Source organism: Verrucomicrobiia bacterium (genome assembly GCA_026414565.1).
In the GTDB taxonomy this organism is placed as follows: Bacteria; Verrucomicrobiota; Verrucomicrobiia; order Limisphaerales; family Fontisphaeraceae; genus Fontisphaera.
On the sequence record JAOAIT010000055.1, the window covers coordinates 150,822 to 175,287 of the forward strand.

The following is a 24,466-nucleotide window of genomic DNA, read 5'->3' on the forward strand; positions in this document are numbered from 1 at the left end:
ATGCCGGAGTCACAACCCCTGGTGGCGATTGCCTGCGGCGGCACGGGCGGTCATTTGTTTCCCGGCCTGGCCGTGGCGGAGGAGCTGCAGGCGCGCGGCTGCGGTGTGTGGCTGCTGATCTCTCCCAAAGAAGTGGATCAACAGGCCGTGCAGGGCGTGCGCGGCATGGAGATCAAGGTGCTCCCGGCGGTGGGCTTGAGCGGACATCGTTATCTGGCTTTCTTGCACGGTTTCTGGCGGTCTTATCAGCAGAGCCGCGCATGGTTTCAGGCGCGGCCACCGCAGGCCGTGCTGGCCATGGGCGGTTTCACCAGCGCTCCGCCGGTGCACGCCGGACGCCGGCTGGGAGCCGTCACCTTTTTGCACGAATCCAACACCATCCCCGGCCGGGCCAACCGCTGGCTGGCGCGGTTTGTGCAGCAGGCCTTTGTGGGCTTTCCGTCCACGGTGACGCGCCTCAAACATCCGCGCGTGGTGCACACGGGCACGCCGGTGCGCCCGCAATTCCAACCCATGGAGCCGGCCGCGGCGCGGCGGGCGCTGGGGTTGCGGCCGGAGGTGCCCACCCTGCTCGTCATGGGCGGCAGCCAGGGAGCGAGGCCCATTAATGAACTGGTGCTGCGCGATTTGGATGCCTTGCAAAAGGCGCTGCCCGGCTGGCAATTTGTGCATCTCACCGGTCAGCGGGACGAAGAGCGCGTCCGCCAGGCCTATGCCGCGCGTCAGCTACCGGCCCTGGTGCGGGCCTTTTTTTCGGAAATGGAGCTGGCCCTGGGGGCGGCCACCCTGGCCATCAGCCGCGCCGGCGCCTCCTCCTTGGCGGAGTTTGCGGCCATGCGGGTGCCGGCGATTTTAATTCCCTATCCGGCGGCGGCGGATAATCATCAATACCACAATGCGCGCGCGCTGGCCGAGGCTGGCGCGGCGGTGCTGCTGGAGCAGTCGGCGGCCACGCCGGCGCGTTTCCTGGGTGAAATTACGCGCCTGGCCAATGACGAATCGGCCCGAAGACAAATGGCCGAAGCGGTGGCGCGCTGGCATCATCCGGACGCAGCCACGCGCATCGCCGAGCAAATGGTGACATTGATGCGCACGTGGAATGGGGCGGGCAGCACGGTCAAGCCCGAGCACCCGGCGGCCACGGCGGGCAAGGTTTTGGCATGAACGGTTACGAGTTGGACACGTGGGGGGTGGAAGAGCTGCTGCGCCAGGCCGGCAGCAGGCTGGCGGTGCATTTGATTGGCGCCGGCGGCTGTGGCATGAGCGGCCTGGGGCATCTGTTGCTGGACCTGGGCTGCCGCGTCAGCGGCTCGGATCTGCAGGACAATGCCGAGACGGCCGGTTTGCGCGCCCGCGGCGCCGTGGTGCATCAGGGACATGCGGCGTCCCATGTCACCGCGGCCGCGCCCCAACTGGTGGTGCGCAGTTCCGCCGTGCCCGAGGACAATCCGGAATGGCGCCAGGCACGGGAGGCGGGCCTGCCGGTGACCCGGCGCGCCCCGGTGCTGGCCGCGCTGGCGCATCGGCAGCGGCCCTTGTGCGTGGCCGGCATGCACGGCAAAACCACCACTTCCGCCTGGCTCGCGTATGCCCTGGAGCAACTGGGGGCGGCCCCCAGTTATGCCGTGGGCTGGCTCACGCCGCAGTTGACGCCCCATGCGCGGTTTTCCCAGGGCCGCGTGAACGGGCAGCCCCCCTGGTTCGTGCTGGAGGCCGATGAAAGCGACGGCACCCTCCTGGAATTCCGTCCCCAGGCGGCCATCCTGCTCAATGTGGACGAGGACCATCTGGATTATTTTCAGGACTTTGCCGCGGTGCGTCTTGAATTCCAGCAGTTTGCGGATCAAGTCCGCGGCGGCCCGCTGATTTATTGCCTGGATGACGAGCGGCTGGCGGCGCTGATGAAAAAACGGTCCGATGCCCTGACCTACGGCTGCCATCCGCTGGCCCATTACCGGCTGGAATTCATCCATTGCCGGCCTCTGCCCGGCCCGGCGGGGGCCACACCGGAGCCGGTGGCCTGCTTCGAAATCTGGCATCAACGGCGGCGGCTGGGTGAATTCTCCACGCGCCTGCTCGGCGCCCAGAATCTGAGCAATGCGGCGGCCGTCATCGCCATGCTTCATCAGTTGGGCTATCCGGCCGAGGACATCGCCCGCGTGCTGGCCGGTTTCCGCGGCGCCGCCCGGCGCCAACAGTGCCTCTATCGGGACGAGCGCTGCGCGGTGTATGACGATTACGGCCACCATCCCAACGAAATCCGGCTGACCTTGCAGGCCATGCGCTCGCTTTCGCCGCAACGCCTCTTGGTGGCCTTTCAGCCGCATCGCTACACCCGCACGCAAAAACTCGTGGAGCAATTTGCAACTTGTTTCCAGGGGGCGGACCGCCTCTGGCTGCTGCCCATTTACCCGGCCAGCGAGCCGCCCATCCCCGGCGTGGACAGTGAATGGCTGGCCCAGGCCATTCGCGCCGAAGGCCAGGCGGCGGAGGTTGTGGCGGGCCCGGAGCTTCTGGCCCAACAGGTGCGCGCGGCCCTGCGGCCGGGAGATTTGGCCTTGTTCATCGGCGCCGGGGCCGACATCACGGTGGCCGCGCACCGGCTGGCTGAACAATTGCGGGCGGAAAACCCGGGGGCCGCGAGCGCCGCAGGAAGCGGTGGGATGGCGGCGCCTCCGGGGCGGCCCTGTTGCGGACGTTATCGGTAAGCATCCATGCGAGCGCACCTCCATATTGCCGTGTTCATGGGCGGCCCCTCCGCCGAGCGCGAGGTTTCGTTGCGCTCCGGCGCGGCGGTGGCCCGTGCCTTGCGGGGGCTGGGACACACCGTCACCGAGGTGGACGCGCAGCCCGGCCGCTGGCGGCTGCCGCCGGGGACGGATGTCGTTTTTCTGGCGCTCCACGGCACCTATGGGGAGGATGGCGCGGTGCAGGAGGAGTTGGAGCGGCTGGGCGTGCCCTATACCGGCTGCGGTCCCGAGGCCAGCCGGGTGGCCTTTGACAAGGTGCTCACCAAGCAACGGTGCCAGGCGGCGGGTGTGCCCACCGCGCCCTTTGTCGTGGTGGAGCATCCGGCCGCCCCCTGGCCGGCCGGCTGGACGCCGCCGCTGGTGGTCAAGCCAGTCTGTCAGGGCTCCAGTGTGGGCCTGGCTTTTGTGGACGCGCCCGACCAATGGCCGGCCGCTCTGGCCCAGGCGCTGCAACACGACCGCCGCGCCCTTGTCGAACCGCGTTTGTTCGGGCGCGAAACCACAGTGGGCCTTCTGGACGGTCAGCCTTTGCCGGTGGTGGAGGTGCGCCCCAAACGTGGCGCTTATGATTACCATAATAAATACACCGCAGGGGCCACCGAGTATCTGTGCCCCGCGCCCCTGCCGCCCGAGGTGACCGCCCGCGTCCAAGAGGCGGCCCTGGGGGCATTTCATGCCATCGGCGGCCGCGATTATGCCCGGGTGGACATCATGGTGACGGAAAACGGCCAGCCCATGGTGCTGGAGATCAACACCCTGCCGGGCATGACCGAGACCAGTTTGCTGCCCAAGGCGGCGGCAGCGGCGGGCCTGGACTATGCCGCCCTCTGTCAACGCATGGTTGACCTGGCTTTGCGCCGCGCAGACGCCGCGGTTGCCGTGAGGACGAACGAAGTTTAATCGGCATCATGTGGCCCTTTGGAAAAAAGAACAAGAGCCGGCGGGCGGACCCCCCGCGCGTGCTGGAGGTGAACCGTGGCGGGGTGCGGTTGCGCTCGGATCGCCTGCGCACGGCCTCCAAAGCCATGGCCTTCTCCATGCTGGCCCTGCTGGGCATGTTTCTGCTCTGGCGAAGCTGGAGCTGGTTGATGGACCAGTTGATCTACAACAACCCCTCCTTCTCCATCCAGACGATCGACATCCAGACCGATGGCGTGATCTCGCCCGAACAAATCCGGCGCTGGGCGGATTTGAAGGTGGGCCAGAACCTTTTTGCGCTGGATCTGAACCGGGTGAAGCGTGACCTCGAGCTGGTGCCGATGATCGCGTCGGTCTCCGTCGAGCGGGTGCTGCCGCAAACGCTGCGCCTGCGCATCACCGAGCGCGAGCCGGTGGCCCAGGTCCTGCAGCCGATGGGCCCGGGGGTGCGCGATCCGGTGGTCTTCACCCTCGACGCCTCCGGCTATGTAATGCTGCCGGTGACCCCCGGCCAGCGGGCGGTGCCGTGGACGGCCACCAACCAGTTTCTGCCGGTCATCACCGGCATCAACTACGTCGAACTGCGCCCGGGCAAGGTGGTGGAATCGCCCCAGGTCAAGGCCGCGCTGCGGTTGATCACCATCTTTGAACGCTCGCCCATGGCCGGCTTGGTGGACCTGCGCTGGATTGATTTGACCAGCCCGGAAGTAATGGTGGTGCACACCGGGCAGGGAAGCCGGATTTGTTTCGGCATGGAGAATCTGGAACGGCAGCTCTGGCGATGGCGCGCCGTGCATGATTACGTGCAGCGCCAGGGCCGGGCGCTGGCGTCGCTCGATTTGTCCGTCGCCAACAACGTGCCCTACACCACTGTGGACGCTGCGGCCGTACCGCCTGCCCCCCCCAAACCGGCCAAGACCGTCCGCAACACCAACCGCAAAAAAGATGTCTAGAAGCTCTGTCATCGTGGGTCTGGAGATCGGCACCGCCAAAGTGGTGGCCGTGGTGGGTGAGATGAATGCCGCCGGCGCCTTGAATCTGATTGGCATCGGCCAGTGCGCCTCACGCGGCGTGCGCAAGGGCGAGATCGTGGACCCGGTGCAGGCCGCCGAAGATGTGCGCGTGGCCATTGCCGAGGCGGAGAAAAACGCGGACGTCGAAATCCGCAGTGTATGTCTGGGCGTCACCGGCGGCCATATTCAGGGGCTGACCAACCGGGGGGTGCACCAGATCGTCTCGGTGGATCGGGACATCACCGAGGAGGACGTGCAGCAGGTGATTCAAAATGCGCGGGCGGTGGTCATTCCCTCCTCCAACGCCATCATCCACACCATGCGCCAGGATTTCACCGTGGACGGCCAGTCGGGCATTCCCAACCCCGTCCGCATGTTGGGCAGCCGGTTGGAGGTGGATGTGCACGTGGTGCACGGCAATGACAACCGCATCAAGACGGCCATGCGGGTGGTGCAGGGGTTGCAGCTCGGTTTGGATGGCGTGGCCTTCAACGGCCTCGCCTCCGCCCTGGCGGTGCTGAGCCACGAGGACAAGGAGATGGGATCTCTGGTCATTGACCTGGGGGCGGGGGTCACTGATTATGTGGTCTATGCGGGGGGATTGTGCAAACACACCGGCGTGCTGGCGGTGGGAGGCGACCACATCAGCAATGATCTGGCCATTGGCCTCAAGGTTTCGCTCGGGCGCGCCGAGCAACTGAAAATCGAGTATGGCAGCGCGCTCACCCGCCCCGAGTGGCACGGCCAGAACCTCTCGCTGGAGACGGAGCACGGCCTCCAGATGCGCACCATCAACCTTGAACACCTCAACCGCATCATGGCGTTGCGCATCGAGGAAATCCTGCAGCTCATCGAAAACGATCTGGCCCAGGCCGGCTGGCTGGACCATTTGCGCCGCGGCGTGTTCCTGGTGGGCGGAGGGGCGCGCATCCCCGGCATTCAACAACTGGCCGAGCAGATCTTTCAACTGCCGGTCTATCTGGGGCGCAACGGCTCGATCAACAGCATTCAATCCACCCAGGACCAGCCGGAGTTCGCCACCGCCATCGGCCTGGTCAAATACGCCTCCATTCAACAAAAACGGCAGCCCAGTCTGTTGGAGCGCTTCCGCGATACCTTGAGTGGATTGGTGGCGCGCGGGTGAAGACCATTTATGAGCGAACAATCTCCTTCGGCACCGATGCCTGCCGCCAAGCCGGCGGCCCCCAAAATCACGGTGATTGGCGTGGGGGGAGCGGGCGGCAACCTGGCCGCCCTGCTGGCGCGCGCCCCTTGGCCGGGCATCCGTTGTGTGGCGGTGGACACCAGTTGGCGCGCCTTGCAAATGCGCGCCGGGGTGGAAACGTTCCTGCTGGGCCGCCCGGTGCTGGGCGGCCTCAGCGCCGGCGGTGACCCCAAGCAGGGAAGAGCGGCAGCCGAAGCCAGCGAAGCCGAGCTGCCGGCGCTGGTTGCCGGTGCGGAGGTGGTTTTTCTGCTGGCGGGGCTGGGTGGGGGCACGGGCAGCGGCGCCGCGCCGGTGATTGCCCGGGCAGCCAGGGCCGCCGGCGCCTGGGTGGTGGCCATCGTTGCCATGCCCCTCGAAATGGAAGGCTCGCGCCGCCGACGCCAGGCCATCCTGGCCCTGAGCCGCCTGCGCGACGAAGCCGACATCACCATACCCCTGGATAATCAGACGCTCCTGGAAAAGGGCGATGCCGGCCAGACCGTTCCGCAGCTCCTCTCTGCGGCCAACGAGCGGCTGGCGAATGTGGTGGCCGCCTGGTGGCGCCTGCTGGCCCTGCCCGGGTTGATGCAACTGGACCTGGGCGCCCTGCGCACGGCCACCGCCGGCCGGGCGGTGGAATGTCAACTGGCCGCCGCCGAGGCGGCGGGGGACAATCGTACTTTTGAGGTCTGGTCCCAATTAAGCCAGCAGTTGGGAGCGGGCCAGGCCGGCGAATGGCAGAAATGGGGGTTCATGGTGGTGGGCGTTGCGGGCGGTGAGGACTTGCTGCCGGCCGATCTGGAGTGGCTGAGTGCCCAGCTCCGGCAGCAGGCCCCCCAAGCCCACCTCGTCTGGGGCGTGGCGTGTGATCCGGCTTTGCGCGGACGCCTGCTTGTTACTTTAATGGCCTCCACCCTGGCAGGACGGGAAGTTGAACCGGTCACGCCCGCCGAAGCCCCGGCGGCTGAAGCCCCGCCGCGGCCCGCACCCGCGGACGAATCCGAAGCCCAAAGTTTTCTCCCTCCCGCCGCGCCGCGTCCACCGGCGCGCATCGTGCCGCCGCCTCCGGAAGTCCCGCCCGAAAAAGCCCGCCAGCATTTTCGCAAACAGGGCGGGCGTGTGCGCGGCAAACGGGCCGGGGCGGAACAAGTCATGCTGCCGCTGGAGGTGGTTTCCAAAGGGCGCTTCGATAAAAGTGATCCCACCATCCGGGATGGTGAGGATTTGGACGTCCCCACCTACATTCGCCGCGGGGTCAAACTCAATTAGGCACCCGGGCCGCTCAGCGCGCGGCCTGGTCCAGGGCTTCCAACACCATGCGCGGGGTGAGCAACTCCGGCAGGACAATCGGCGGTTTGGAGGCGTCCCTGGGATAGACCAGCACCAGCGGCACGCCCGCCCGGCCATGCCGCGCCAGCTCTTCGATCACGGTTTTATTCTTGCGATAGCTGTTTTCCAACAACGCCACCGCATTGATGGCTTTGAGTTTTTCGCGCACTTCCGGGATTTCTAGGCTGGTTTTGGCGTTGACCTGGCACGTCAGGCACCAGGAGGCCGTGAAGTCCACCAACACCGGACGCCCCTGGGCGCGCGCGGCGGCCACGGCCTCCGGACTCCACCGGCGCCACTCAATGCCGTTGGGATGCAGGCGGATGATTTCTTCACCGCCCGTTGATGGCTCCGGCGGATGACGCCAGCGGGCCACATTTTCCAGTAGATAAAGGTTGATGGCCGCCAGCAGGGCGATGAGGACCCAGGCTCCCTTGCGTGCCTGGCCCTGCACCCAAACGCCGTAAATCCAGGCCCCCAGGGCCACCACCAGCAGCACCATCCCCAGCCAGACGGCGCGGCCGGTGCCCAGGGCCTCGATGGCCAGGCTGAGCAGCCAGACCGCGGTGGCCAGCATGGGAAAACCCATGAATTGCTTGAATCGCTCCATCCACACGCCCGGCTTGGGCAGCCATTTGAGCCACGCCGGATTATACGACAGCACCACATAGGGCAGGGCCATGCCCAGCCCAATCGCCAGGAAGAAGGGAGGGATCATGGCCGGCCACGGCTGTGCAAAGGCAAAACCGACGGCCGCGCCCAACATCGGCGCCGTGCAGGCGGTGGCCAGAAACGTGGCGAGCACTCCGTTGAAAAAGGCGCCGGCAGTCCCCCCCTTGGCCGTAAGTGACGAGGCGGCGCCCAACAAACCGCTGCCGGGCAGAATCTCAAACACCCCAAACAGGTTCAGGCCCACCAACGTCATCACCATGGCCAGCACCATGACAAAGGCCGGATTCTGCAACTGAATGCCCCAGCTCACACTCTGCCCGGCCAGCCGCGCCCCTAAAACCACCAGCGCCAGCACCAGAAAGGAGCAGAGCACTCCCGCCGCATACACCATCCCCAGCCGCCGCACCTCCCGCGGCTGCGCCTGGCTCTGATGCACAAAGCTGAGGATTTTCAACGAAACCACCGGCAGCACGCAGGGCATGAAATTCAAAATGAATCCGCCAGCCAGCGCCCCCAAAAGCTGAATCACGTACACCCACAAGCCGGCTTTGGCGGCCGCCGCGGCGGCGGGCGGCGGGGAGGATGGCGCCTCGCCGCCGGGCTGGAATTCCACGGCAAAGCCCCGCACCTGGTCCTTGAAACCTGCCACCAGCACACCTTTGATGCGTGTCGGCCAGGCGGCGCCGTGGCGTTTGACCTCCTTGCGCAACTGCCAGCGTCCCGGCGACAACTCCTTGACGGTCGTCTCCCCCGCCACCGTGAATGTCTCCTCGGGCAGGGGAAAGAAATCCGGGGATTCACTCCCGGGACCGGCCTCCCATTCGATTTCCAATTGACGGAGGTCGCCCTGCGGCGCCCCCCAGCGCGCCGTGGCCTTGGCCCCGGTTTGAGGCAGCCGTTGCCGGGCCATGGCAAAGTTGGCCGCCTGGGGGGAGGGCACTGCTTGGCGGCCGATGGTCAATTCGGCCACCACTTCCATTTCGCCCGGCAGGCAGGTGGTTTCGCACTCCAGCCATGAGACCTGGGCACGGAGAGTGACCGGGCCGGCGGGGGCATTGGAGGCGATTTGCAGCGGCACCAACAGCCAGGCCTCGCGGTAATAAACATAAGTGAACAAACCACTATCCTCATGTTTCTCCGGCACCGGCCACTGAATCTCCCCAGCCTTCAGGAAGGGCGGCAGTTGCCATTTGATGGTGGTGGGGCCGCCCGCATCGCCGCCGTACTGCCAATAAGTGTGCAACTTGCCAGGCATGCGCAACTGCACGCCAGCCCAAACGATGTCGCCCGGCCGGGCCGCCGAGTGCTCCAGCCAGAGCGCCGCCTTGGTCCGCACGGCCGCCTGGGCCACGACGCCCAGCAGCAGGCTCAATGACAGCAAGATTCGTAACATGCGCTTAAATTGTCATGAAAACCGGTTTTGGGCAGGCCTTTTCTGTTTTCCTTTTGCCGCCCGGGGCGTACATTGAACAGGTAAACCTTTGACGGGCTTATGATGCATGCCTTGCCATCCTGTTCGGGTCTCCACCCTCGCGGGTGGAACTTCTCCTTGTTGCTCGCCGGTGTCTTGCTGTTCTGGCTCAGCGCCGGCGCGGGCGCCGCGAGCGCGGCCTCGGGCGATGAGCCCGCGGCCGTGCGCAAAGTAGTGCAAGACTGGGTGGACGCCAACAAGGCGCAGGATGCCGAGAAGGCTCGCAAACTCCTGACCCGTGCCGCGCAAAAACATTTCAACCCCGGCAACCGCATCAACGTGGGCATGGCGACGGTCAAGACGGAGACGGAAGTGGGCGAGCCGCAGGTGACTGAGGACACGGCCCGCTGTCAGACCGTGGAGACGTTGGGCAAGGCCCGGCTGCACACCGAATACAGCCTCAAAAAGGAGGACGGCCACTGGCGTATTCACGCCCTCTCCATCATGCTCAATGAGAAGGAGCGCGCCCTCACCCTCGATTTGGAGCAGGGCTTGACGCCCAAGTTTGAGGCCGATCCGCAAAAGGTGCAGGCGTTTCTGGTGCAACTGGCCCAGATCGCCGCCAAGGCGGCCGCCGGGAATCAGCCCGCCAAGAGCGGCGGCTCACGCCCGGCGACTCCTCCGGCTTCCCGTCCCCCTCCGCCCACCGAGGTGGAAGCCCCCAAACCGCCGCCTGCGCCCGAGCCAATTGTGCCCCTGGACTTTGGCAACCGTCGCCGCCCCGTGCAACTGGACTTTGTGGAGTTCACCGGCAGCGGCGCCGAGCGCGGCGTCAAGGTGGCCGCCAAAAACCACGCCAACAAACCCCTGCGCAAATTGACGGTAAAACTCTACTTCCTCGATTCCGGCGCCAATCCCGTGGGCGAGCGCGAGGCCTTGCTGTTGGCGGCCGAGACGCCGCTGGTGGAAAAGAACAGCGAGGCCGAGCTGGAGTTCAAAAATGTCATCATCCCGGCTGACGCCCGCAAGGCTATCATCGAGCTGCGGGAAACGCAGTTCACGGATGGCACGCGCTGGCCGGCCCAGTAACCCCGCCCTATTTTGCGAGCACAGGAAACTCCGTGATCCGCAGCCGTGTGCAGCCGTAGGGCACCAGCTCGAGGGTTTCCAACGGCCCCACGGCCACCACCGGACTCGCTGGCGGGGCTGCGGCGCTGTTCTGCTCCAGGGTCCATTCCGGCACGCGCCGGCCCCGGCCGGTCAGCACCACCGGCGCTGTGGCATTGTCAAACGGCATGGCGCCCACCGGCTGGCGGCGCACCTTGAAACTTTTCCCGGGATTCTTCTCATCCAATAACAGCGCATAATTCCAGGCCGTGGTGGGATGCACCTCCCAATCCACCACCGGCAGGGTGGGATGATGCCGTTGGAGTTCCTTGAATTCTTCCCCGATGCGCAGCGAGAAATACAACGGACCACGGAGAATGGCCGCGCTGTTATTATAGCGGCGCTCCACCCGCAACGGCATGGGCAGGCGGAGCTGCACCGTGTCGCCGTCCTTCCAGTTGCGTTGCACATGCACAAAACTCCCCGGCGTGGCCTTGAGGGTGCGGGCACCGACTTTCAGCGTGGCATTCGTTGCCCAGGCGGGAATGCGCAAATACAACGGGAATGCCGCCGGCCGGTCCAAAGCCACTTTCACCAGGATGGTTTCATCGAAAGGATAATCTGTTTCCACCCGCAGCGTGGCTGGCGCGCCATCGGCCACCCGGGCCTGCACGCGGCAGGGGCCGTAGGCGATGGCGGCCAACCCCTGATCAGGCGTGGCCATCCACAAGTGGGCCACCAGCTTGGGCCAGCCTTGATGCATGTTGGCCGTGCAACAACCAAAATTGGGCTCCAGACCGTATAGATTGGAATCATCCCCGTTGGTGGTCCACCGGCGTTTGGCCCGCGAAACCAGCACCTGGTTGGCTTGCTGATCGTATTGATGCGCCCAGTAATCCGGCGTGCACGTGCCCGGCTTGCAATTATACGCCAGCATTTCCAGCCGATCGGCCAGCGCGGGATCCCCCAGGTACTCCACCAGTTTTTCCAGCGAATACATATACTCAACAATCGCGCATAGCTCGGTGCCCTGCGAAGGATGGCGGCCCGCCAGATGCTCATCCCCGCCAAAGCGGCCACCCACCTGGCCATGGTACTGGTCCAGGTTGCCCATGGCGGCATACAGCGCATGATGGGCGCGGGCGTCGCCGGAGTATTGCAGCCACAGGCCGGGGTACTTGATGGCCATCGCGAGATTCACGACATGCGTGTCGTGCCGCAGCGGATGCGGCGGGCGATGGCGCGGCTCGCGGAAGGGGAATTCAATGAAGTAACCGATCCAGTCAAAGCTGTTGCGGTGGATGGATTCCAGCACGCGCAACGCATCAGCATCGCCGGTGCGGTTGTAGTACCACAGGGCCAGCACCGCATGCTCCATGGCCCGCACGCCGCGCCACTCGCGATCCGGCCAGTCCGGCGGATTGTCCCGCAGATAGCGCAAATAATTTTGCAGCACCTGCAGGGCGCGCGGATCGCCGGTGGCCTCGTGATATTGCATCAGCACCTTCGCCGCCACCGCCAGCGGCCAGCGATCCTTGTTTTTCTCCGGGCCGAACCAGCCGTTGGGCTGGCTGCTGGCGAGGATGAAATCCAGGTACTTTTGCGCGATGGCTTTGAGCTTGGGATCGTCCAGTTGCCACGCCAGCGGCACCAGCCCATCCAAATAATACGGGCCGCGCTCCCAGGCGTCACCCGTCCCGCCTTTCCAGGCCGAGTCGCGCAGGGACGGCCAGAATTCGTCCAAATGCCCCGTGAGACCCTGCGCCTGCAAGGTAAGCTGGCGCAGCAGCCAGCCCTCCGGCCGGATGGCCCCCACCGGCAGGGCGGCAAACTTCGCCGGTTGGAGCGGCGGGCGGTTTGTGGGGTAAAAGGCATCCGTGGCTTGCGGTGCGCTCATAAGGCAGGTGGCGAAGGCGGCGCAGCCCAGCGCCAGCATCATACCGGCCCAACTGCGCCTGAACGTGAACGTTTGAACGGCTTGCATGATCACCAACTTAAGGGCCGCCGCCCCTCCCGGCAAGCGGCGAAAAAGGCTCCGCGCCCCGCTATGCAGGCATGGCCCACCCATGCCGGTGGGATGGTGATGGCCGTGAGGGCACAACGCGGCGAAGTATGGCCTGCCGAGGCCCGGCATTAGGTTTGCCAGCCTGCCTCCACCCCATTACACTCCCCGCCATGAAAACCACTTCCTTGCGGACGGTGCAGGGCCAGCCTTCATGGCGCATGTCTTCCAGCCGCGTCGAGATGTTTGTCACGCAAACCGGCGGGCACCTGGGGCCGGTGACGTTTAATCTGGGCGGGCGCACAGTGCAGCCCTACCACGTGGCGCCGTGGGCGGAGGAAAAGGGGTGGAACAAACTGCCCCCCATTCTGCGGGTATTGCGCGGCGATTTCTTCTGTCTGCCCTTCGGGGCCAACACCACCCCCTGGCGCGGCGAGCAGCACCCGGTCCATGGCGAGACCGCCAACGCCCGCTGGAAATGTCTGGCGCATATCAACGAGGCCGGCACCCACTGCCTGCACCTGCAGTTGCCCACCCGGATCCGGCCCGGGCTGGTGGACAAGGTGCTGTTTTTGCGCGAAGACCATACCGCGGTTTATTGCCGGCACGTGCTCTCCGGTTTCACCGGCCCCATGAACTTCGGCCACCACGCCATGTTGCGGTTCCCGGCGGCGGAGGGTTCCGGTTTAATTTCCACCAGCCGCTTCGTTTGGGGCCAGGTGTTTCCGCAACCCTTTGAGGACCCCGCCCAGGGCGGCTACCAGTGTCTCAAGCCGGGCGCCCGGTTTGATTCCCTGGCCCGGGTGCCCCGGCTCGATGGCACCACGGCGGATTTAACCGCCTACCCGGCGCGGCGTGGTTTTGAGGACCTGGTCCTCATGGTGAACGATCCCAAACTGCCGTTTGCCTGGACCGCCGTCACGTTTCCGCAGGAAGGCTATGTTTGGTTCGCCCTGAAGGATCCGCGGGTGCTCCGGCAGACGATTTTCTGGATTAGCAACGGCGGCCGGCATTATCCCCCCTGGAATGGCCGTCACGTTCACGTGATGGGCCTGGAAGACGTGACCTCCTATTTTCACCTGGGCCTCGCGGAATCGGCCGCCCCCAATCCGCTCAGCCGCGCCGGTCATCCCACCGTCGAAAACCTGACGCCCGACATGCCCCTCATCATCCCTTACATCATGGGCGTGGCGGCGATTCCCAAAGGCTTTGATCGCGTCCAACACATCGAACGCATTCGCGGCGGCATCCGCCTGGTTGCCGCCACCGGCAAATCCGCCCGTGCCTCGGTGGCCATGGAATTTTTGGATTGAACCTCCGGGCTGTCCCCACCGCCCGGCTGATGGCCGGGAGGCCAGGCGCCTTCCTTGCCCTGCGGCCGCTCCGTCGCCGTGGCCATGCCTCAAGCGGGCCAGACCCGGCCCCAGAGGACTTTGAGATAGCGGCCCTCGGGAGCGCTGGACATCACGGGATGATCCGGCGCCGCCCCAGTGCGCTCCAGGATTTGCAGACGGCGATGTCGCCGATGGATGCCGCGGCAGACCAGAAACTCGAAGTCCTCCGCCGCCAGCAGGCCCGAACAGGAGCAGGTGACCAGCAGGCCGCCCGGCTTGAGCAAGGTGGCCGCCAGGCTGTTCAAATCCTCGTATTTCCGGCGGCCCTGGGCGGCCTCCTCCCGGCTCGGAATTAACTTGGGCGGATCCAGAATCACCACATCCCAGAGCTGGCCGTTCTGCTGCATCTGGCGGGCGTAGGCAAAGGCATCGCAGTGCACCCATTGCACGCGCAGTTGATTGAGATGCGCATTGCGGCGCGCCTGCGCGATGGCCTCCTCGTCCAGATCCACCCCGGTGACCTCCGCCGCCCCGTGGGCGGCGGCGTTGAGCGCAAAACCGCCGGTGTAACAGCACAAATCCAGCACCCGCGCGCCGTTGGCCCAGGCCCGCAGGCGCTGCCGGTTGTCGCGCTGATCGCAAAAAAAACCGGTTTTGTGGCCGGTGGCAAAATTGATTTCGTATTTCAGGTCATGCTCGCGCACCCGGACAGAGCGCACGGCCGGCTCGCCGGGGGGCAGGGGAATCCCTTCGACTTTGGCGATTTGCGGCTCCACGCTCACCACCACCCGGCGGGTGTCCAGGACCTGGTGCAGACGCGGCAGCCAATGCTCAAGCCGCTGATGCGCCGCCAGGCTGTGAAGCTCCACACTGAGCACGTCCCCCAGTTTGTCCACCACCAGGCCTCCCAGTCCGTCGCCGTCGCTGTGCACCACACGGAAGGCGTCGGTGTGGGCGGGAAGATTCAGCCGGCGCAACCGTAAATCCAATGCCCGTTCGAACAGGGTATCCGCGTAGGCTTCCGTGATGGTTTCCGCCCCATGGTAAATCATGCGCAGCGGCACGCGGGCCTTGGGATGGTACCAGCCCGCTCCAAAAGGGCGGCCCTGCTTGTCATACACATGCACCAAAGCCCCCGGCCGGGCATCGGGTGAGGCGGCCTTGATCATCGCCGGGTAAATGCAGGGATGAAAGGTGATGTACTTGAGCTGCACCCACGGGCGGGCCCAGGCGGTGCTCTCCACCGCCGGTGCCATCTGGAGCACCGGAGCCGACGTCGCGGGTGTGTGGCGGGATTTCATGCGACTGCCCACCGCCCCAGCCTGCGTCAGCCGCGTCCAAATTGCAATCCCGGGCATACCCTGCGCCGTCGGCGCGCCCTCCCAGGACGTTGGCAGGGGGGGATTAAAGCCGGCGATGATGAGGCGGGCCAGGGGGCAACCCTGGCCCCCCCTTTTGCCCCCAGAGGGGCGGGGGAGGGGGGCCTGCCGGCGGGAATGTTTGGTTTTGACGAACAGGCCGGGCTTGGCGACATTGGGCGGCGGGCAATGAAACCCAGGGGCATAACCCGCCTCCCGGCGGCGGCTGGATAATATGGACGGGACTGGCATGCACCGCCCGCGCAATGTGGATTGGATGCGCGCGGCGGCCCTGTTGTATGGCGACTGGGGCACCAGCAAGGCGTATGTCATCGGGGCCGCGTTTGTGGCGGCCTCCTACTCCGCCCTCCCCATCATCATCGCGGTGTGTTTGCTAACCGCCCTGGTGGGGTATAATTACACCGTCATCTGCAAACACTTCCCGGACGGCGGCGGCGTGTACTCGGCCGCCCGCAGCCAGAGCCGGTTGGTGGCGGTCATCGGGGCATTCATGCTGGTGGCCAATTTCTGCGTCACCGCCGCCCTGAGCGGTTGGGTGGCCATGGTCTATTTTCGCGTGCCCGAGCACTACCTGCCGCTGGCCACCATGTCCCTCATCCTCGGCATGGGCCTCATCAATTACTTCGGCCCCAAACACAGCGGCAGTTTTGCCATCTCCCTGGCCGTGCCCATGGTGGCGGTGGTCATCCTCATCATTCTCCTGAGCCTGCCGCATCTCACCCTCGCCCACATCGAGCCTTCCAGCAAAGGCTTCAGCTTTCAATGGACGGCGTTTGTGGGGACGATTCTGGCCCTCAGCGGCGTGGAGGCCATCGCCAACATGACCGGCGTCATGAAACTGGACCCCGGCGCCACCATGGACGCCCCGCGCGTGGAGAAAACGGCGCGCAAGTCCATCCTGGTGGTGGCGGTGGAGGGGGTGGGCGGCACCATTCTGCTGGGCTGGGCCATGCTTTCGCTGCCCAAGACGCCGGAGATGGACGGCCTGCTCCACAAACGGTGGGAGGACATGATCAGCCTGCTGGCCGAGCAATACGGCACGATGACCCTGGGGCCGGCGTTTGGCCATTATTTCGGCATCGTGACGGGCATCATCGTGGGCGTGCTGCTCATCAGCGCCGTCAATACCGCCATCGGGGCGCTCATTGGGTTGACCTACCTCTTGGGGCGCGACGGGGAGATGCCGCGCTCGTTTGTCAAACTTAACAAATTTGGCGTCCCCTGGCTCCCCATGATCATTGCCACCGTGCTGCCGTTTGTGGTGGTGGCGTTGTCACCCGACCAGAAATCGCTGATGGAATTGTATGCCATCGGCGTGGTGGGCGCCATCACCGTCAACCTCGGCTCGTGCCTCATGAACCGCAAGCTCCACCTGCGCTGGTACGAGTGGGGCGCCATGGCGGTTACTTTCCTCGTGTTGCTGGCGGTGGAAATCACCCTGGCCAAGACCAAGCAGAACGCCCTCTTTTTCATCGTCTGCATTTTGATTGTCGGGCTGGCTCTGCGCGCCTGGGCCCAGCGCCGCGCCGGTTTCCGCACCATCACCGTCAGCGAGGAGGTGGCCGCCGTGGTGGCTCCGGCCGAGGGCGAGGAATTTCAACTGCGCATCAACCCCGGCCAGGCCATTCTGGTGGCAGCCCGCGGCATCACGCCCGTCTTGCGCTTTGCCCTGGAGGAGGCCCGGCTGCGCTCGGCCACGCTCTACGTGTTGTATGTGAAGGAGCTGGCGGTCAACCTCCCCGGTCCGGTCGAGCGCCCGGAGCATCCGCGATGGCAGGACGACAAGATGGCGGCCACCATCATGTACCGCATGTTGGAGGAGGGCAAACGCAACGGTGTCACCGTCATACCGCTGTATTTAATCAGCGAAAATCCGGCGGCCACCATCCTCGACTTGTCGGCCACGCTGGGGGTGGATTTTCTTTTCCTGGGCGCCTCGCATCGCAAAGGCCTGGAGAAGTTGCTCAAGGGCAGCGTCATCACCCAGGTGGCCAAGGATTTGCCGGAAAACATCGAGTTGGTGATTCATGGGTGAGGCGTTTATATTGATTACCCGGCGGGGCGCGCCCCAACGACCGAAGGCTGCATGAAAGTACCGTGGTTATTCACCTTGTTGGGCGGCTTGATCGTCACCGCAGAACTCCCGGCGGCGGCCCTGACCGCCACGCTCGCCCAATGGGGCAGCAACGCCATCGCGGGGGTCAATTTCCCCGCCGGCTTGAAGGATGCCAGTGCCATCGCGGCGGGGCCTAATCATGCGCTGGTGGTCCGCGCCAATGGCACCGTGCTGGGGTGGGGGGACAACAGTTTCGGCAAGGCCACTCCCCCGCCCGGTTTGCTCAATGTCGTGGCGGTGGCCGCCGGCGCCAATCATAGCGTGGCCCTGCGGGCCAATGGCACGGTGATAAGCTGGGGCGCCAATGAGTCCGGCCAGACCAACACGCCGGCCTTTACGGATGCCACGGCCATTGCCGCCAGTGAGTTTTACAACCTCGCCATTTATGGCGGCGGCGCCGTGGCGGCGTGGGGCTCCCCCCCGGCGGCCACGCCCGCCCTGGCCAATGTCATTTCCATCGCCGCCGCCCCGAGTTACGCCCTGGCGGTGGTCCGGCCGGCCGGCCAGCGCGGTTACGTGGTGGCGTGGGGGTATGGCGCGCCCGCCGTGCCCGCCAGCCTGGGCTTCAGCGGCACGCTGGATGTGGTGGCGGTGGCGGCTGGTTTTCAACACGCCGCCGCCCTCCTGAGCAGCGGCCAGGTGGTGGTCTGGGGCAGCAATTACTTCGGCCAGGGCAACATCCCCTCCGGCGTTTATAATATCTTGGGCATCAGCGCCTACAGCAATTATACCCTGGCCCGCCGCAATGACGGTGCCATTTTTGCCTGGGGGGATTTGACCGGCAGCATTACCCCCCCCGCCGGCTTGAGCAACGTGGTGGCCATTGCTGCCGGCAACCAACACGCCCTCGCGCTCTTTTGGGAGCCGCTGAGTTTTACGCTGCAACCTCAAAGCGCCACCGTCCTGGTGGGGCAGACCGTTCAATTTCAGGCGGGCGTGACTGGCAGTGAGCCGATCACCTACCAATGGCAGCGTCAGGGCACCAACCTCCCCGGCGCCACCAATTTCCTGCTGACCCTCGCCAACGTGCAGACCAACCAAGCCGGCGCTTACCGCGTGGTGGTGGCCAACCCCGTCAGCTCGATCACCAGCACCGCCGCCACCCTCACGGTCCTCGCGCCGCCCGTGGTGGTGACCCCCCCGCAATCCCAGACCGTCCCCCAGGGCGCGCTGGTGCAATTCACCGTGACCGCCAGCGGCACCTCCCCGCTCAGTTATCAGTGGTACAAGGACGGCACGGCACTTGCCAACGGCAACCTCTCGGTGTTGTTGCTGCCCAATGTCCAATGGTTTGATGCAGGTACCTACACCGTCGTGATTACCAATATCGCCGGAGCCGTGACCAGCCCGCCCGCCTCTCTCACCGTGCTGCTGCCTCCCATCATCACCGAGCAACCGCGCAGCCAGACGGTGCTGGCGGGCAGCGCCGTCACCCTCAGCGTCTCCGCCACCGGGGCCACCTCCTACCAATGGCGCAAGAATAATGTGAACATCCCGGGCGCCACCGGACCCGTTCTCACGTTCAGCCCGGTAAGCACCAATGATGCCGGCTTTTATCAGGTCATCGTCTCCAACGCCGGCGGCAATACCCCCAGCGATATTGTTCAGTTGACGGTCCTGGCTGGCGGCGAATCCCGCAGCCTGGTGGCGTGGGGACAGGAGGAGGTCTTCGTCAGCCCGGTCTGGGTGAGCCTGCGGCCGCCCGGCGGCTTGTCCAACCTTACCGCCATCGCTCTGGGAGGCCAGCATGGCCTGGTCTTGCGCCGGGATGGGACGGTGGTGGGCTGGGGCGACAACTCCTACGGCCAGGCCGCCGCACCCCCCGGCTTGAGCGATGTCAAAGCCATCGCTGCCGGCCTGCATCACAGCGTGGCTTTGCGCAGCAACGGCACGGTGGTGGCCTGGGGCCGCAACCAGTTGGGCCAGACCAATGTGCCGGGTGGTTTGGCGGACGTTAAAGCCATCGCCTGCGGCGCCAATCACACCCTGGCCCTGCGCGCCAACGGGCTGTTGGCCGCATGGGGTGACAATGCCAACGGCAAGGCCTCGGTTTTCCCTTCCGCCACCAATTTAATCGCCATTGCCGCCGGGGCCGAGCACAGCCTGGCCGTCCGCAGCAACGGCACGGTGGTGGCCTGGGGCAACAATGACGATGGCCAGGTGGCCGTGCCTCCCGGTCTATCCAATGTGGTGGCCGTGGCGGGCGGCGATTACCACAGCTTGGCGCTGCGCCGCGATGGCACCGTGGTGGCCTGGGGCGCGGCCCGGCCGGTGTTCAACTATGACCAGGCCAATGTCCCCACCGGCTTGCGCCACGTCATGGCCATCGCCGCAGGGGGCAGACACAGCCTGGCCTTGCTCGCCAATAACACGGTGGTTTGCTGGGGAGCCAATACTTACGGACAGAGCACCCCCCCGGCAGGACTGGCCGGAGTGGCCATGGTGGCCGCCGGCCCTGCCCGCAGCCTGGCCCTGGTCCTGCCTCCCCTCCAAATCAGCCCTCCGCGCTTCCTGCCAGGAGGCGTCTTGCGACTGGAAATTGCCAATCGCGACGGCACACCGCTGGAGGCTGACCGCCTGAAGCGCATTCAAGTATGGACGGCAGGCCGCATCGCAAGCACCGGCGCGGACTGGGTGGCCCTCAGCAATGCGTTGACCCCGCTCGGCCAGGGGGCCGTCTTCACGGAAACCAACACCTCCCGGCCCTCCCTGCGCCTCTTCCGCCTGACCGAACAACCCTGATCCCTGAGGGAGTCGAAGTCCTGCCCCGGCCGGACAGCCTCGTGCGTCTCGCGTGTCAGCATCCATTCCTTTTTTCCCGCGGCTTGCCGGCGCGGTGGATGCGGAGGGTGAAACCGCGGCCGTTCTCAAAAGGCTCGACGGTGGCGGTGACTTCCAGGACGGGATGGCGGACGGTGGCCAGGCCGTAGCTGCGGTAGGTGGGGGCAAAGAGTTCGGTCTCCACCATGCCCGTCCAGTCCGCCAGCGTCAGGAATTTCATCGGCTCGCCGGTGCTCTGGTGGAAGAGCCGCTGCTCGATGACCAGGCCGCAGGTCACAACGGACTGGCCCACAAATTCACCCAGCCGCGCCACCGGGCAATACGTCTCCCACGCCACGTGCTCAAAGAGTTCGAGCGGATGACCGCTGACGGGGAAACCCAACAGCTCGGCCTCCCCTTCCAGGCGCTGGCGGCGGGTGGGTTCCTGCAACGGGGCATCGCCCAGGCGTTCAGCCCCGGGCGGCGGCAGGAGCCAGCCCTGGCCGCGGCCCGCCTCGGCGGGACCAAAGGCGCGCCGCAGCCATTGCGCCTCCCAGAACAGCCGTGTGCGGCTCAGGCCAAATTCGTCCAGCGCCCCGGCGCGGATGAGCAGCTCCATTTCCTCCGGCGCGGGGCCGACGCGCGCGTAGAAATCGCGCACCGACGCAAAGGGGCCCTGTCGCCGCGCGGCCAGGAGCCGTTCACCAGTGGCCTGCGTCAGTCCTTTGATTTGGGTTACCGGCACGCGAATGGCCCGCGCGGGGAAGGCCGGGCGGGAGGGGGCCGCCTTCTCCGATGGGAGGGGCTCCGGGACGGAATGAGGCCTGTTCACCACCATGAAGCCCGGCCCCGGTTCATTGACGCTGGGCGGCAGGAGGGGGAGGCCCAGCCGGTGGCATTCGAGCACATAGACCAGCAGATCATAAAAGCCCTTGCCGTGGCTCAGCACCGCCGCCATGAACTCCGCCGGATGGTATCGCTTGAGCCAGGCGGAGAGGTACGCTTCCACCGCGTAGGCCGTGGAGTGGGCCTTGCAAAAGGCGTACCCGGCAAAGCCGGTGACCAGATCCCACACCTCGCGGATGACGGCCTCAGGGTGTCCGCGCGCGCGGGCGGCGGCGAAAAATTCGCGGCCGATTTCCTGGATGGTTTCCAGCTTTTCCCTGCCCAGCGCGCGGCGGAGCTGATCGGCGCGGCCGGGCGGCAGGCCGGCAAAGGCCTCGCAAATTTGCAGGACGTGCTCCTCATACACCACCAGGCCGAACGTGCCTCTCAGGCACGGCTCCAGCGAAGGATGCGGATAATCGGGCGGCTCCAGCCCTTGGTAGCGGCGGCAGAACTTTTGTTTTTTCTGCTCGTTGGCGGCGCCGGGGCGGATGACGCTGACCAGCGCCACCAGGCCGTCTATTTCGCGGATGTTGCTCTGCCGGCAAAGGCCCACCATGGCAGGTGACTCGATATGATGCACGGCGCGCGCCTGGCCGCCGGCAATCAGCTCCCAGACGGCGGGATCATCCCACGGGGCGAGGTCCGGCAGCCCGCCGTCCAGCGGCGCCAACGTTTCGGTTTCCCCGGCGGCCGGGCGCCGGCCGGCGTTTTCAGGCGGCGCCGTTTCCCGGGATATTTCCGCTAGGGCGTCGCGCACCACGGCCAGGCCGCCCTGGGCCAGAATGTCCAGTTTCACCAGGCCAAGAGCCTCGACGGCGTCCATGTCGTACTGTGTGGCGGGCCAGCCTTTGTGGGCGCGGAAGGTGGGCGCAAGCTCGTGCATCGGCTGGCGCGAGAGCACCACGCCGCAGGGGTGCATCTTGGGATACCGCGGGAAACCGTCCAGAAACTCCGCCATCTCCAGGGCGGAGCGGTACGGCTCTTCGTCCAGCGGCAGATCGCGGCACTCAGGGCTGGCCCGCAGCAGTGGCACAAGCCCGCGGGCGCGGCCCCAGGGGAAATGCTCGGTGAAACGCCGCACCTGATGCTCGGACAGGCCGAGGGCCTTGCCCACGTCGCCCACCGCGCCGCGGGCCTGGTAGGTGGAGAACCCGCCCACCACCGCGCAATGCTCCGGGCCGTATTTCTCAAAGAGCAGCGCGATGACATCGTCTTTGCAATCGTGGGGGAAATCCACGTCAATATCCGGCAGCTTGTGCATGGCCATGCGCTCCCGGTTGAGAAAGCGGCGGAAGTAGAGCTCAAAGCGCAGCGGGCACACCTGGCTGATGCCCAGGCAATAGCAGACCAGCGAATCAGCCGCGCTGCCGCGGGTGAGCCAGTCAATGCCCCGCCGGCGGCACTCGCGCAGCAAATCCCACACCACCAGGAAATAGTCCTCGTAGCCCACCTCCCCAATGATGCCCAGCTCCTCCTCCAGTTGCGGCCGCACCTGCGCCCAGCGTTCAGGGTAACGGCGGCGCGCGCCTTCCATCACCAGCCGCCGCAAAAACGCGCGCGCGCTGGAGCCGTCCGGCGGTTGAAACGCCGGGAATTGCGGCGGGCCGAAGGGGAAGCGAAAACCCCGGCAGCGCGCAGCAATCTCGGCATTGCCGGCCAGGGCGCGGGGGGGCAGGCGGAGGGACTGGCGTAACTCGGCAGGCGTGCGCCAGTGCAGCTCGCCGGCGAGCTTGGCGGGATGCTCCTGCCGCAGTAGGGTGAGGGTGCGGATGGCCTCCACCACCTCGAATTTCCAGCGGTCCTGGGGCGTGGCGTAATGCACCGGCTGCCCCCACGCCAGGGGCAGATGCGCCGGAAAACGGGCGGCGTCCTCGGGGGCGCACACCAGCCCGTAAAAACGGCCGGGAAACCACGCTGCCAGCCGCGCGTCCGCCCCCACCGCCAGCAGGCCGTCCGTCCCTTCCTCCAACTGTTGCCGCGACCATTGCCCCGGCGGCAGGCTGAGCCACCGGCAGAGCCGGGCATAGCCTTGCTGGTTTTCCACGAACAAAACCAGGGGCCGGCCTTCGAGGGTGATTTCTGCGCCCACCAGCGGTTGCAGGCCGGCGGCCTGGGCCTGCTGCACAAACTCCGGCGCGCCATGCAGATGGCCCAGATCGGCCAGCCCCAGCGCGGGCGTTTCGTGCTGTTGCGCCAGCCGGATGATGTCGCGAATGGCCAGGGTGGACGCCAGAAATGAATAATAACTGCGCACCCGCAACGGAATGACGGGCACGGTGGCCGGGCGCCGGAACGTCCCGGGCGTGGCCACCGCCTTGCTGCAGCCTGCTTGCCGTGGGGGGGAGTGCTCCCGGGCGGGTTCAGTGGGGGCGCTGCGCTCCGCCAGCAACAGGTCATGCCCGCGCTGGACCACGCCCCGGCCGAACTTTTCGCGCAGGGCATCCACGGCGGCGGCCAGGCGGCGGCGCGCGGCAGGGCGGCCATCACCGGGCAGCAGCTCCAGGGCGCCGGTCAAGTGGCCATCATACAGATGGGTCAGCCGCAACGAGACAAGGCGGAGGCTCACGCGGCGGCGCCAGGCCCGTTTCAGGAGACTGCGCAGGCGGCCGTACACTTCGGTTTCCACGCACACCGGCTCAGGCAGGCTTTCACTGCATTGATCCTCCGCCATGTCATTGTAACGCACCTTCACGGTGAGCGTCCGGGCGGCCTGGCCGGTGGCCCGCAGCCTGGCAAACAGCTCGTCGGCCATGCGGCGCAGGACAGCCTGCGCGTATTCCTCGTCGGTGATGTCCTGCGCAAAGGTTTCCTGCTGGCCCAGCGATTTGGCCGGGGCGCGGCTGGGCACCACGGGGCGATCATCCAGACCGCGCGCAAAGCGATGCAGCGTTCCCGCGGCGGAACCCACCAGGACTTCGAGCAGCTCCGGCGGGGTGGCCGCGATCTGGCCCACCCGCGCCAGCCCGGCGGCATCCAGACGCGCCCCCAGTTTGGGCCCCACGCCCGGCAGCCAGCGGTTGGGCAGCGGCGCCAGAAACCCGGCCTCCCTGCCCGGCGGGACTTCAAGCAGCGCGGCGGGCTTGTTCAGCTTGGAGGCCACCTGGCTCACGAGCTTGTTGGTGGCCACGCCCTCGCTGACGGAGATTTTGAGCGATTGCCGGATCGCTTCGCGCAGGCGCCGGGCCACCTCAAGGGGCGGACGCCGCGCCCCGGTTACGTCCAGGTAGCCCTCGTCAATCGAGGCCACCTCCACCTCCGGCGTGAAGTCGTAGGCGTAGGAAAACATCCACTGCGAAAATTGCTCGTACTTTGCAAAATCCCCCGGCAGCAGGATCAACTGCGGACACAACCGGCGGGCCAGCGCCGCGGGCATGGGAGTGTAAATGCCAAACCGCCGCGCCTCGTACGAGGCGGACGCAATGATGCCGCGCTTTTCCCCGCCCACGGCAACGGGCCGTCCGCGCAGGCGCGGGTCCGCCGCCTGCTCCACCGAGGCGAAGAAGGCATCGGCGTCAAGGTGGATGATGCCGTTGAACATCCGCAGGGAAGGGGAGGTTGGGGGGCGTTACCAGGTTGCCAGGTG

At 66.1% G+C, this 24,466-nt stretch carries 14 protein-coding genes; 10 read left to right on the top strand and 4 right to left on the bottom strand.

Annotation, left to right across the window (positions count from 1 at the left end; genetic code table 11):
• The 6 genes from murG to N3J91_13455 are packed head-to-tail and all read left to right on the top strand — an operon-like array spanning position 1 to position 7,154.
• Complete coding sequence (gene murG, locus N3J91_13430; protein MCX8157423.1) at positions 1 to 1,164, top strand: undecaprenyldiphospho-muramoylpentapeptide beta-N-acetylglucosaminyltransferase; 1,164 nt, start codon at positions 1 to 3, stop codon at positions 1,162 to 1,164.
• Positions 1,161 to 2,708, top strand: a complete 1,548-nt coding sequence (murC, locus tag N3J91_13435; GenBank protein MCX8157424.1) for a UDP-N-acetylmuramate--L-alanine ligase — start codon at positions 1,161 to 1,163, stop codon at positions 2,706 to 2,708. Before murG ends, murC begins: the two co-directional genes overlap by 4 nt.
• A 6-nt stretch (positions 2,709 to 2,714) precedes the next feature.
• Positions 2,715 to 3,650 (top strand): D-alanine--D-alanine ligase, encoded by a 936-nt coding sequence (locus tag N3J91_13440; protein ID MCX8157425.1) that lies wholly within the window; start codon positions 2,715 to 2,717, stop codon positions 3,648 to 3,650.
• An 8-nt stretch (positions 3,651 to 3,658) separates the two neighbouring features.
• Positions 3,659 to 4,621: an FtsQ-type POTRA domain-containing protein gene (locus tag N3J91_13445; GenBank protein MCX8157426.1), complete on the top strand. Its 963-nt coding sequence runs from the start codon at positions 3,659 to 3,661 to the stop codon at positions 4,619 to 4,621.
• A complete protein-coding gene (gene ftsA / locus N3J91_13450) occupies positions 4,614 to 5,825 on the top strand; it encodes a cell division protein FtsA (protein MCX8157427.1) in 1,212 nt (403 codons plus the stop codon). Before N3J91_13445 ends, ftsA begins: the two co-directional genes overlap by 8 nt.
• Before the next feature lie 9 nt (positions 5,826 to 5,834).
• Positions 5,835 to 7,154 carry a hypothetical protein gene (locus N3J91_13455; GenBank protein ID MCX8157428.1) on the top strand — a complete coding sequence of 440 codons (1,320 nt, stop codon included), beginning with the start codon at positions 5,835 to 5,837 and terminating at the stop codon, positions 7,152 to 7,154.
• A gap of 13 nt (positions 7,155 to 7,167) precedes the next feature.
• Here the strand turns inward: N3J91_13455 and N3J91_13460 are convergent, their stop codons facing one another.
• A complete protein-coding gene (locus N3J91_13460) occupies positions 7,168 to 9,279 on the bottom strand; it encodes a protein-disulfide reductase DsbD family protein (GenBank protein MCX8157429.1) in 2,112 nt (703 codons plus the stop codon).
• A 99-nt stretch (positions 9,280 to 9,378) separates the two neighbouring features.
• On the opposite strand from N3J91_13460, the gene N3J91_13465 reads away from it, so the two are divergent.
• Positions 9,379 to 10,386 (top strand): hypothetical protein, encoded by a 1,008-nt coding sequence (locus N3J91_13465; GenBank protein MCX8157430.1) that lies wholly within the window; start codon positions 9,379 to 9,381, stop codon positions 10,384 to 10,386.
• Positions 10,387 to 10,393: 7 nt separating this feature from the next.
• On the opposite strand, the gene N3J91_13470 is transcribed toward N3J91_13465, so the two are convergent.
• Positions 10,394 to 12,388, bottom strand: coding sequence for a glycoside hydrolase family 127 protein (locus N3J91_13470; protein MCX8157431.1), 1,995 nt, complete (start codon positions 12,386 to 12,388; stop codon positions 10,394 to 10,396).
• Between the two features lie 191 nt (positions 12,389 to 12,579).
• Between N3J91_13470 and N3J91_13475 the strand changes: the two genes are divergently transcribed.
• Positions 12,580 to 13,719, top strand: coding sequence for a hypothetical protein (locus N3J91_13475; protein ID MCX8157432.1), 1,140 nt, complete (start codon positions 12,580 to 12,582; stop codon positions 13,717 to 13,719).
• An 89-nt stretch (positions 13,720 to 13,808) separates the two neighbouring features.
• On the opposite strand, the gene N3J91_13480 is transcribed toward N3J91_13475, so the two are convergent.
• Complete coding sequence (locus N3J91_13480; protein ID MCX8157433.1) at positions 13,809 to 15,098, bottom strand: class I SAM-dependent rRNA methyltransferase; 1,290 nt, start codon at positions 15,096 to 15,098, stop codon at positions 13,809 to 13,811.
• A gap of 235 nt (positions 15,099 to 15,333) precedes the next feature.
• On the opposite strand from N3J91_13480, the gene N3J91_13485 reads away from it, so the two are divergent.
• Both N3J91_13485 and N3J91_13490 read left to right on the top strand, forming a co-directional pair.
• A complete protein-coding gene (locus N3J91_13485) occupies positions 15,334 to 17,154 on the top strand; it encodes an amino acid permease (GenBank protein MCX8157434.1) in 1,821 nt (606 codons plus the stop codon).
• A 51-nt stretch (positions 17,155 to 17,205) separates the two neighbouring features.
• Positions 17,206 to 19,977 (top strand): immunoglobulin domain-containing protein, encoded by a 2,772-nt coding sequence (locus N3J91_13490; protein MCX8157435.1) that lies wholly within the window; start codon positions 17,206 to 17,208, stop codon positions 19,975 to 19,977.
• A gap of 55 nt (positions 19,978 to 20,032) precedes the next feature.
• On the opposite strand, the gene dinB is transcribed toward N3J91_13490, so the two are convergent.
• Positions 20,033 to 24,421 (bottom strand): DNA polymerase IV, encoded by a 4,389-nt coding sequence (gene dinB / locus N3J91_13495; GenBank protein ID MCX8157436.1) that lies wholly within the window; start codon positions 24,419 to 24,421, stop codon positions 20,033 to 20,035.
• Positions 24,422 to 24,466: the final 45 nt, after the last annotated feature.

Coding starts and splice junctions, on each gene's coding strand:
- ftsA (MCX8157427.1), top strand. CDS start 4,614: ATGTCTAGAAGCTCTGTCATCGTGGGTCTGGAGATCGGCACCGCCAAA.
- murG (MCX8157423.1), top strand. CDS start 1: ATGCCGGAGTCACAACCCCTGGTGGCGATTGCCTGCGGCGGCACGGGC.
- N3J91_13465 (MCX8157430.1), top strand. CDS start 9,379: ATGATGCATGCCTTGCCATCCTGTTCGGGTCTCCACCCTCGCGGGTGG.
- N3J91_13455 (MCX8157428.1), top strand. CDS start 5,835: ATGAGCGAACAATCTCCTTCGGCACCGATGCCTGCCGCCAAGCCGGCG.
- N3J91_13470 (MCX8157431.1), bottom strand. CDS start 12,388: ATGCAAGCCGTTCAAACGTTCACGTTCAGGCGCAGTTGGGCCGGTATG.
- N3J91_13475 (MCX8157432.1), top strand. CDS start 12,580: ATGAAAACCACTTCCTTGCGGACGGTGCAGGGCCAGCCTTCATGGCGC.
- dinB (MCX8157436.1), bottom strand. CDS start 24,421: ATGTTCAACGGCATCATCCACCTTGACGCCGATGCCTTCTTCGCCTCG.
- murC (MCX8157424.1), top strand. CDS start 1,161: ATGAACGGTTACGAGTTGGACACGTGGGGGGTGGAAGAGCTGCTGCGC.
- N3J91_13445 (MCX8157426.1), top strand. CDS start 3,659: ATGTGGCCCTTTGGAAAAAAGAACAAGAGCCGGCGGGCGGACCCCCCG.
- N3J91_13460 (MCX8157429.1), bottom strand. CDS start 9,279: ATGTTACGAATCTTGCTGTCATTGAGCCTGCTGCTGGGCGTCGTGGCC.
- N3J91_13485 (MCX8157434.1), top strand. CDS start 15,334: ATGGACGGGACTGGCATGCACCGCCCGCGCAATGTGGATTGGATGCGC.
- N3J91_13480 (MCX8157433.1), bottom strand. CDS start 15,098: ATGCCCGGGATTGCAATTTGGACGCGGCTGACGCAGGCTGGGGCGGTG.
- N3J91_13440 (MCX8157425.1), top strand. CDS start 2,715: ATGCGAGCGCACCTCCATATTGCCGTGTTCATGGGCGGCCCCTCCGCC.
- N3J91_13490 (MCX8157435.1), top strand. CDS start 17,206: ATGAAAGTACCGTGGTTATTCACCTTGTTGGGCGGCTTGATCGTCACC.